The organism is Streptomyces sp. P17, assembly GCF_032436805.1.
Lineage (GTDB): Bacteria > Actinomycetota > Actinomycetes > Streptomycetales > Streptomycetaceae > Streptomyces.
In genome coordinates, this window is sequence record NZ_JAVRBF010000057.1 from 50148 (window position 1) to 59679 (window position 9532).

General features: G+C 70.2%; 10 protein-coding genes. 9 read left to right on the top strand and 1 reads right to left on the bottom strand.

Annotated elements, in window-relative coordinates:
* Positions 1 to 95: 95 nt before the first annotated feature.
* Positions 96 to 2147 carry an NAD-dependent DNA ligase LigA gene (ligA, locus tag RMT89_RS30940; protein ID WP_007497918.1) on the top strand — a complete coding sequence of 684 codons (2052 nt, stop codon included), beginning with the start codon at positions 96 to 98 and terminating at the stop codon, positions 2145 to 2147.
* A gap of 177 nt (positions 2148 to 2324) precedes the next feature.
* On the opposite strand, the gene RMT89_RS30945 is transcribed toward ligA, so the two are convergent.
* A complete protein-coding gene (locus RMT89_RS30945; protein WP_139063562.1) occupies positions 2325 to 4418 on the bottom strand; it encodes a hypothetical protein in 2094 nt (697 codons plus the stop codon).
* Positions 4419 to 4730: 312 nt separating this feature from the next.
* Here RMT89_RS30945 and RMT89_RS30950 point away from each other — a divergent pair, with 312 nt between their 5' ends.
* The 8 genes from RMT89_RS30950 (at position 4731) to RMT89_RS30985 (ending at position 9303) form a co-directional block, all read left to right on the top strand.
* Positions 4731 to 5087, top strand: a complete 357-nt coding sequence (locus RMT89_RS30950; protein ID WP_139063561.1) for a hypothetical protein — start codon at positions 4731 to 4733, stop codon at positions 5085 to 5087.
* Positions 5088 to 5116: 29 nt separating this feature from the next.
* Complete coding sequence (locus RMT89_RS30955) at positions 5117 to 5650, top strand: hypothetical protein (RefSeq protein ID WP_007497912.1); 534 nt, start codon at positions 5117 to 5119, stop codon at positions 5648 to 5650.
* A gap of 149 nt (positions 5651 to 5799) precedes the next feature.
* Positions 5800 to 6180 (top strand): hypothetical protein, encoded by a 381-nt coding sequence (locus RMT89_RS30960; RefSeq protein ID WP_007497910.1) that lies wholly within the window; start codon positions 5800 to 5802, stop codon positions 6178 to 6180.
* A gap of 82 nt (positions 6181 to 6262) precedes the next feature.
* On the top strand, positions 6263 to 6838 hold the full coding sequence (locus tag RMT89_RS30965) for a hypothetical protein (RefSeq protein WP_007497908.1): 576 nt from the start codon (positions 6263 to 6265) through the stop codon (positions 6836 to 6838).
* Positions 6839 to 6875: 37 nt separating this feature from the next.
* Complete coding sequence (locus tag RMT89_RS30970) at positions 6876 to 7205, top strand: hypothetical protein (protein ID WP_007497905.1); 330 nt, start codon at positions 6876 to 6878, stop codon at positions 7203 to 7205.
* Positions 7206 to 7275: 70 nt separating this feature from the next.
* Complete coding sequence (locus tag RMT89_RS30975; RefSeq protein WP_315887041.1) at positions 7276 to 8487, top strand: hypothetical protein; 1212 nt, start codon at positions 7276 to 7278, stop codon at positions 8485 to 8487.
* Positions 8488 to 8517: 30 nt separating this feature from the next.
* The gene (locus RMT89_RS30980) at positions 8518 to 8913 is read left to right on the top strand and encodes a hypothetical protein (protein WP_007497901.1); all 396 of its coding nucleotides are present in this window, start codon (positions 8518 to 8520) and stop codon (positions 8911 to 8913) included.
* A gap of 117 nt (positions 8914 to 9030) precedes the next feature.
* Positions 9031 to 9303, top strand: a complete 273-nt coding sequence (locus RMT89_RS30985; protein ID WP_007497899.1) for a hypothetical protein — start codon at positions 9031 to 9033, stop codon at positions 9301 to 9303.
* Positions 9304 to 9532: the final 229 nt, after the last annotated feature.

Below are 9532 nucleotides of genomic sequence, written 5' to 3' on the forward strand. Positions count from 1 at the left end.
CAGCGGGGCACCCCTCTCTCCCGACCGAACCCCCTTGGTCAGCGCAGATCGGCGCTGACCACCCAATGTCAGACCCCTGCGAAAGGATTCGCTGTATGACGACCCTTCCCGCCGAAACGGTGCTGTCCAGCCCTGCCCAGTACAAGGACGCCGTGCGCCAGGCCCGCGAGGCCGCCGCGGCCTACTACGGCGGCGGCGAGAGCTCGCTCGACGACGCGAGCTACGACCAGCTGCTGCGCGCGATCGAGGCCTGGGAGAAGGATCACCCCGAGACCGTGGCCGCCGACTCGCCGACCGGAAAGGTCGGCGCCGGGACCGCCCCGGTCGGCGACATCACCCACACCACCCGGCTGCTCAGCCTTGACAACGTGTTCAACCCGGAAGGCCTCGTCTCCTGGGGGGCTTCGGTGGAACGGCGCCTGGGCCGTCCGGTCACCGGCGGATGGGCGATCGACCTGAAGATGGACGGGGCCGCCGTCGCCGCCCGCTACCGCAAGGGCCGCCTGGAGCGGCTCATCACCCGCGGCAACGGCACCCACGGCGAGGACGTCAGCCACGTCATCGGCACCATCGTCGGCCTGCCGATCCAGCTCGATGCGCCCCTCACCTTCGAGGTCCGCGGCGAAGTGCTGTTCAGCCGCGAGCAGTTCGAGCACGCCAACATGGTGCGGGCCGAGCATGGCGCGAAGGTGTTCCCCAACCCGCGCAATGCCACCTCCGGCACCCTGCGCGCGAAGAACCGCCCCTACGAACTGCCCATGACCTTCTGGGCGTACGGCGCGGTCGAGCTGGACGGGGAGGCGTTCCTCCCGGAAAACGCCACGCACGCCGAGATCCTCCAGGCGGTAGCGGACGCGGGCGTCCAGACCACCGCGCACACCCCGGCCGGGCTCCACGTCTTCGCCACCCTGGCCGAGGTGCAGCAGCAGGTCGACGCCATCGCCGCGCTGCGCCCGTCGCTGCCGTTCGACATCGACGGCGCTGTCATCCGGGCCAACGACACCGCCGAGCAGGCCGCCGTCGGCGTCGGCAGCCGCTTCCCCCACTGGGCCATCGCCTACAAGTACCCCGCCGTCGAACGCATGACCACCCTCAAGGCCGTGATCTGGGAGGTCGGCCGGACCGGCGTCATCGCCCCCACCGCGGAACTGGAGCCCGTCGAAGTGGGCGGCACGATCGTCACCCGGGCCACCCTGCACAATCCCGCCGACATCCGTCGCCGCGACCTGCACCTGGGCGACACCGTGACCGTACGCCGAGCGGGTGACGTAATCCCGCAGGTGCAGGCCCCGGTCGTGGCACTGCGCCCGGGCAGCGCCGAGCCCGTGCCCCTGCCCGAGGTATGCCCCAACTGCGGCAGCGAGATCAACAAGGCACAGGAGCGGTGGCGCTGCGTGAAGGGCACCGCGTGCCGTCTGCCCGCCCTGATCGAGTACGCCGCGGGCCGTGACCAGCTCGACATCGACGGTCTGGGCAGCAAGTACGTCAACGCCCTCGTCGAATCCGGGGCCGTCACGGACCTCGGCGACCTTTTCAGCCTCACGGTCGAGCAGCTCACCGCCGCCTCCGGCAGCGCGAAGCGGGGTGCCAAGCTGGCCGAGCAGATCGAGGCGGCCAAGGCCCTGCCGCTGAACAGGATCTTCTGCGCGCTGGGCATCCTGGGCACCGGGCGCAGCATGTCCCGCCGCATCGCCGCGTACTTCCGCACGATGGACGCCATCCGCGCGGCCGACGCGGACGCGCTGCGCTGGGTGGAGGGTATCGGCCCGGAGAAGGCGCCCGTGATCGTCGAGCAGGTCGCCGACATGGCGCCGGTCATCGCCAAGCTCATCGCCGCAGGCGTCAACATGGAGGAGCCCGAGCCGGAGACGACCGGGCCGGGCGAGGGGCCGCTGGCGGGCAAGACGGTCGTGGTCACCGGCAAGATGACCGGAGTTCTCGACGGGTACGGGCGCAGCGACATGAACGCGCTGATCGAGAGGGCCGGTGGCCGGGCAGGGAGCAGCGTCAACTCCAAGACGGACTTCCTCGTCGCTGCCGAGGCGAACGGCAAGCCGAGTTCGAAGGCGGCCAAGGCGGCGGACCTGGGGGTGAACGTCCTCACGCCGGAGGCCTTCGCCGAGCTGGTCGCCGACTTCATCGGCTGATCCGGTTCGGGATCTCGGTTCGAGCCCGGGGAGATGCTGGGGCGCGCTTCGTGTGAAGCGCGCCCCACCTGCATATTCAGTCCCGGACCGGGCGTGCCGGCCTTCCTTCGTGGTGCCGTTAGGGCAGCGACGCCGGGTGCTCGGAGGCTTACTGCCCGGTCTCCTTGGAGGCGGTGGTCACCGGCGGTTGGCCGGCCTGGCGGCTGTCTCGCGCAGCGTGTTGGCGACGACGTGCGCAAGGCGGTTCGCCGCGCCGGCGGCTTCGCCCCCGCGTTTTGCGACCGTCTCGACATCGCGCAGCATTTCGGCGAGTGCGCGCAGCTCGGGGAGGATGACCAGGCCTCGGTAGCCGTCATCCATGAGTTCGTCACGCACGGAGGTGAGCCGGTCGGCGCCGAGCCTGTTCTCGGCACGCGCCAGGACAACGACGGTCGGCTGATCGGGAAGCCCGTGCAGTTGCTGGCGCAGGTGGCCGGCGATATCGCTCGGATCGTGCGGGAGGGCGACCGTCTCCAGCAGGTGCCCCCACGGGCGGATCAGGTCGTCGCCCGCCTCGCGTGCTGCCTCCCACACCGGGAACTGCGTCCGCCACATCTCCAGGCCCCATCGCGTGACCGCGTCGTCTTCGACAGCGCTGGCGAACTCCTGTGATGCGTCGTGGGCGACCTCGCGCTCGCCGGGCTGCAACCCCTTGAGGTTGCGGGCTTTGTTCCGCGCGGCCCATTGCTGCGCCGCCTGGTCCCAGACGTTCTCGTGGCGGCGCCTGCCCTCTACGGCCAGGAACGACAGGAATTCCTCCCGCCACTGATCGAGGTAGGGCGCTTCGTGCTCTGCCGGCAGCCACAGGCCCCCGTCGTCGCCCTCTGCTTCGTTCTCGTCCTCGCCTTCCTCGTCCTCGTCGACGCCGATCTGGTCTGCGAAGGCGTAGGAGGACCACCACTGCTCGACGTCCTCGGGGTTGGAGGCGTCGTAGACCATGGGCTCGCCGTCCGACTCCCGGTCGGTCACGTAGAAAAGGAACTCCTCGTCGAGGTAGTTGAGCATCTTCTCCAGCGGACTCAGCAGACGGCCGCCCGTGCGGAACCGATTGAACTGGTCGTTCAGCCACGCGAAGAACCGGATGGAGTCGGGCCGCCTGTCGACGAGGCGCTTTCCAGCCCACATCTCTTCTTTGTGAAGCACGACCCCTACGGTCATGTCCGCGAAGGCGCACCAGTCGCTGTGGTAGCCACCGTTGCCGATGTCGACGATCACGACGTCGAACATGGTGCGGGCTCGTTCGATCAGCTCGTGGGCGTCTGCATCCCCGGGCACGTCGGCGGCACGGATGGTGCCCGCTCCCTCGATCGCCACCAAGTCCCACCAGCCGTCGGGCCCTGGAGCCGCAGGGTGCGCCATGACGGAGCGGATCCTGTTCGGGTTGTCCGCCGCGGACAGCACTCCGACGTCGACACCGCTGCGTGCGAGCGCTCCGGCGAGTGCCACCACCGCTGTCGTACAGCCCACACCGCCCCTCCCCATGCCGGGGGCCACCGCTACAACCCCAGTGACTCGGCTGCCCGGCCCTACGGAACGCGGCCGGATCCGGTCCGGCTTGGGCCCTGCGAGCTCCTGCGGTGCCGGCGGACGGCGCGTCCAGTCGGGTGTCCGCTCGACGAACAGTCCGATCCTTCGCAGTGCGGTGCTCCACGGCGCGGCGTCCTCGATCTCTTGGCAGAACCGGTGCCAGGCCTCGCTCTCGCCCTCCGCCAGAGCCGTATTTGTCCAAAGCGGAGTCAGCCCGGCGGCGGTGACGAGCTCGGCTGCTTCATGAAGATCTTTTTGGGCGGCCCTCACGTTTCCCGTGAGACTCGACTGGACCTCGATCACTGCGCGTTCGCCGATTCGCCCCACCGTCAAACCGGAGCGTCGGCTGACCTGGGCCCGAAGGCCCGGCACACCTGTCACACCGGTGGCAGCGGCTGCTGGCAGGATCCGCGCAAGAACCTGGGCAACGAGGTCACCGGCCGGCCGCAGAAGGAGGACGTCGAAGTCGGGTGAGACGCCCTCGAGGCCGAAGGCGGTCCCAGGAGCCGCGAGGTACGGAAGTCCGCCCGGGGCTGGCCGGGCCAGGGTCTGAAGAACGCATGCCTCCAGCAACTGCTGCTGAGGCGATGCGGCATCGGGCACGAGCCCGTTGAACAGGCCCCGGCTGCGGAACCACTGGAATGCGGAGGAGTACGGCTCGCCGGTGTAGTCCATGCGAAGCCGTGCAGTCTTGTCGCGGGCCATGGCCAGTCTTCCTGCGGCACGACAGCCCGGACCAGCGCGCCGACAGACGTCTGCGGTCAACTCACTGACGAAGCATCCACTTCTTTCCGCCGCAGATGCGAACGCGGTCCGGGCCGCGCTCGCTGGCAGTGGCTGCAGTAACAGCCGCACCCGTGAGAATACACAGCCAGTTGGTTGGCGGCACGGTTGACGCATGCGCAGTCGGCAGCTCGCTGGCGGCCGTCAGCGCCGGACACTCGCTGCTATCGACTCTTAAGACTTGTATTCCGTCATCCCGGCGCGTAGAGTCTTAAGAGTCAAATCTGTTGGACTTTGCCGCCAGGAGCACCTATAGACACCCAGGCTCTCGCCCCGACCACGGCGGCGGGCACCCCCGAATCCCTGGAGTCCCTTCGAGCCCAGCGCGACGAGCTGGCCGGATTCATCCGCAAGCTCGCCGCCGAGAACCCCCGGACCATGACGCTCCGGGCCGACGACCACCGGGCCGCTCTGGAGCTGCTCGACAGCCTTCCCGTTCCGGAACGGTGCCTGAACGCGTCCCCCGGCGCACAGGACGGCGGCCACGCGTTCTTCCTGCCCGTCGAGAACGGCAAGCGCTGCATGAACTGCCGAACGCTCCGCCTCGACCCCGCGTCCGCGTCCGCGTCCGCGTCCGCGTCCGCCGCCTGAACCGCCCCTCCGACCCGAAGGACACGTCGATGAGCACTCCCCCGACCGACATCCCGGCCGATCTCGCCCACGCCCTGCGCGCCGGCATCGACGCAGCACACGCGGCAAGCGCGGCCGCCGCTCACGTCTCCGCCACTGTGCTGATCCGCGCCGCAGACGGCCGGGGCAGCGTCCACCAGGCGTGGCGTGGCGAGGGCCCGGACGCCTGGTGCCAGGTGGCATCGCACGGCTTCAGGGCCCATCTGCTGAAGAGCGGGCACGGCGACCGCGCGCAGATCGCGTTCGTTTCGCTGACTACCGATGCCTACGAGCGCGTACGCGCCCGGGTCCTGGAGCTGGAGGAGTGCCCGCACGACCTTGAGTGCGAGTGCGTGGACGAGCCGTGGCCGTCGGTGGACGACCTGCGCTCGCGCCCGGAGGCCCTGGAGATCGTCACCCGGGACGACGAGGACAGGGGTTTCGCCCGGCTGTCGTCCGGCCGGATCGACCTCACCCTGTGGGACGAATCCGTCCGGCTCCTGTTCGGGCTCATCCAGCTCATCCGCGCGGTCGACCGCCCGTAGTTCGCCGGGGCGGCGGTGCGCTGACCGCGCGCCACCCCACACCCCTGGTCGACTCTTAAAACTTGCGCCCAGCCCCACCGTGAATGTATAGTCTTAAGAGTCGAACGGCGGGTTCCGCCATCCTCTTTCAATTCCAAGGAGTCCACCACTTGCCCACGTCCACGGCGCAGGACAGCGCACCCACGCTGGCAGCGGCGATCACGTTCGTCTCCCTGCACGCTTCGCAGAACGATCTCGACCGGATCTACGCCGCCGCGAAGGATCGGGCCAAGGCCCTGCGCGAGACGCGCGCTGCCTCCATCACCACCGGCGCGCTCATTCGGATCGACAGGATCCGCCCGCAGTACCTGGTCGGCCTGACCGGGAAGGTCACCGCCACCCGCACCGCCCGCACCAAGACCTACGTCACCGTCGAACTGGACGAGGCGTCCACCGAGGAACTGCGGGCCACGCGCAAGCACCCCATCCCCGACGACGTGAAGCGGCACAAGTACGACGGCATCCCCGCCTCCTGCTGCTTCGAGCAGTAGAGGCCCCTCCCCCGGCTGTGCGCCCGGCCCGGCCGGGCGCAACAGGCCCCCTCCCCTCCCCCCGCCAAGGAGCACTCCAGCCATGGGCGCAGAGTCCTACGTCGAAGGCACCATCGCCTTCAGCGAGCCCGTCCCCGTCGAAGGCATCACGCGGGAACTGGCCGAACTGCGCCCGCTGGAGCGCCTCTTCACCCTCACCTACTCCGACGACGCCACCGCACTGCACGGGCTGTCGTCCGGCCAGGACAACGACTGGGGGAGCAGCCGGGAGTGGGACCTCGTGCTCGCCGTGCTGGAGACGATCGCCGGCCAGCACAAGCGCACCCTGCACACGGACGCGAAGTGGGAATCCGACCCCGGCCATTCGCAGGGCACCCTCGTCGTCGACACGGCGGGCCGCTTCCACCACGTCTTCGAGGGCGACGACCCCGCCGTCCACCACACGCGGCACTGCAACTGCCACGCGCACCAGGATCCGCAGGCCTGCGAGCAGTGCGGCTCCGCGGGATTCCTCGCTCGCGAGGACGACCTGCCCACCGCACCGGCCCTGTGCGTCGACTGCCACGAGAGCGCCGGCACCCGCCAGGCCGCCGACGGCCACCAGTGCCGCGACTACTGCGCACTCGACACCGACCACACGGGCCTGTGCCGCCCCTGACCCCCGAGCCTCCCCGACCCAAGGAGCCCACTCCTTCGTGACCTCCACCTTCGTCCCCTACCGCGACCCCAACGACCGCCGCCTGCGCATCCGGATGACCGTCGAGTTCCCCCTGCTCGCCGACGACATCGCCCAGGTCCTCGCCAGCGCCCACCGCGAGAAGGCACCCGACGAACTGCCGCTGCTGCGATACACCGACGCCGTCCACGTCATCCGGACCGAGCTGATCGAGCGCGGCGGCAAGGCGCCGTTCCGCTGGCGCACCGCAGTCGAACGCACGGCCGGCACCGCCCAGGCCGACGCACTGGAGAAGTGGGCCCGCGAGGAAGTCCGCCGCAACTTCCCGGCCCTGAGCCCTTCGAACTGACCCATCCGCTCGCCCCCCGGGCCGGCCCACGCGCCCGCGCCGGCCCGGCATCCACCCCCAGAGGAGACCAATGAACCGCCAGCTCCAGGCGTTCCCGGCCTTCCGCCTGCGCCCGCCCGCCGACGACTCCGCTCCGGCCGACGTCGTCGACGCCAACGACCTGGTCGTGGGCCAGGTCGACGCCGCCGCCGGCGGATACCGCGGACGCGCCGGAGCCGACTCAGGCCCCAAGCGGGCGGACGCGCTGCGGGCGGCCGAGGACGCCGCGGTGTTCCACATCGCCCTGCACGGCCCGGCCGACGCGGAGCACCAGCCGTACTCCAGCGCCTCCGAGGCCCGAGCCGCAGTAGCCCTGATCCCTCTCCAGCGCCAGGAGATCGTCGACGCGGCCGCCCGCGCCTACTTCTTCCACGCCCTGCGCCAGGAGCACGTGACTGCGATCCTCGACGGTCTGGAGGCCATCGTGCGAGAGCACTTCGCCATCGGTACCCGCGGCGGGTGCCGGCGCGTCGCCCGCCTCCTGGACCAGGTCCGCAAACCCGCCCAGGCCCTGCTCTCCCAGGCCGCCGGCGACGAGCGCGACTGGATGGCCTTCCCTCTCGCCCGCCTGCTGGCCTTCACCGAAATGGCCGCCGGCCGCCTCGGCGCTACTGCCACCGAGCCCGTCTCCGACCTCGACGGCCCCTTCCCCGACCCCCACTCCGCCGACCAGGCCCTCGCCACCGCCTTCCGCACCTACCGCGACGTGCAGGCCCTCGCCAACGCTCTTCCCACCCTTCCGGAAGCCACCCTCCACGCTCTCGGCACGCTCGACGACGCGGCGGCCCAGCTGCCCAGCGGCCCCTGCGCGAAGAACCGGGCCGACTGCCGTACAGCCGCCTCCGCCCTGGGCGAGCTGGCCACCGCGGCCCGCAACCTCCACGCCGCAGCCTCCGACACCGCGGCCGAAGTCCACGCCCTGGCACAGGAACTGACCGCCATCGCCGCCGACACGAGCGCGCGACTGAACGCCACCGCCCTCCTCCTCGAGGACGCCGGCCGCCACGGCAGCGTCCGCACGATCCTCAGCACCCTCCGGGAAGCCGAGCTGGGCGGCGAGTCCGACGCCGGCACCCGCTCCGTGCGCGTCGGCGACACCGAGACCGGCCCCATCCGGCGCACCGAGGACGGCCGCTGGACCGGCCCCGGAATCACCGACCCCTACCGCTCCCCCGAGGGCGCCGCAGCAGCACTCATCGACCACTTCCGCGAACGGCAGGCCGCCGCCCGCCCTCACGCCTGACGACTCGCCCCACCAATCCACGGAGTCAACGTGTCCGACGCCGACCCGACCTGGGTGTACACCGTCCTCGCCTGCGAGCAGACCGACCCGCACGACACCTGCCCCGAATGGCGATGGACGAGCGAACACCCGGACGGCGCCGCCGAGGAGGCCCTCGAACGGGCCCGCGCCTTCGACCACTCCCGCGTCCTGCGCCACCCCGAGGGCTACGCGATGCACAAGTCCCTCGCCTACGAACACCGGACCGGAGGCGTGCCGTGCGCGGCCTGCACCTATGGCCGCGGCCCTTGCGCCGACACCCCGGCCGGCCCCCTGTTCCTGTGCCCCCGCTGCCTCGACGTCCTCGACCGCGAGCTGCGGCACGCCCTCATCGCACTCGGGCTCCCTGACCCCGGCAAGCAGATCACCCGCACCATGGCCAGGTGACGCACCACGCGGACCTGGAACAACACCCCACAAGCGACTCTTAAGACTTGCATCAGCGATCTCTCGCATGTATAGTTTTAAGAGTCAGAGGGGGAGCGGCCCCCGGTAGGGGAGAGCATGTCGAGCAAGGACGTAGACCAGCTGATCGAGAAGCTGCGGGACCAGGGCTTCGAGGTCGACGGCAAGGGCAAGGGCCGCCGGGACGAAGAGGTCCTGAAGAAGGTCCGCAAGGGCAAGAAGCACCACCTGGTCACAAAGAACGGGAAGTTCGTCACCTACCTCCCTAAGACCCCGTCCGACCACCGGTCGCTGCCAAACTGCATGCCCTACCTCAAGCGGGCAGGATTCAAGCCCGAGCCCAAGCGGGCTAAGAAGAAGACCAAGGACTGACCCCGCCGGGCCGCTGGGACTCCCCAGCAGCCCGGCTCAACCGCCGTTTCAGCAGATGAGGACAAAGCCCCGTGCAGCCGTTCAGCGTGTACGTCGAGTTCGACGCCGCAGACGTCTCCCCTGACACCTACGAAGCGCTCTTCGACGCGCTCCACGACCAGCACGGGGCCGTCGGCCCTGCCCCCAACGGCAACCTCTCCGTACGCCTGACCGTCGAGGCCGACAGCGT

Bases quoted from the DNA above. Each gene is read 5' to 3' on its own strand.
- ligA (WP_007497918.1), top strand. From the start codon at position 96: ATGACGACCCTTCCCGCCGAAACGGTGCTGTCCAGCCCTGCCCAGTAC.
- RMT89_RS30945 (WP_139063562.1), bottom strand. From the start codon at position 4,418: ATGGCCCGCGACAAGACTGCACGGCTTCGCATGGACTACACCGGCGAG.
- RMT89_RS30955 (WP_007497912.1), top strand. From the start codon at position 5,117: ATGAGCACTCCCCCGACCGACATCCCGGCCGATCTCGCCCACGCCCTG.
- RMT89_RS30965 (WP_007497908.1), top strand. From the start codon at position 6,263: ATGGGCGCAGAGTCCTACGTCGAAGGCACCATCGCCTTCAGCGAGCCC.
- RMT89_RS30975 (WP_315887041.1), top strand. From the start codon at position 7,276: ATGAACCGCCAGCTCCAGGCGTTCCCGGCCTTCCGCCTGCGCCCGCCC.
- RMT89_RS30985 (WP_007497899.1), top strand. From the start codon at position 9,031: ATGTCGAGCAAGGACGTAGACCAGCTGATCGAGAAGCTGCGGGACCAG.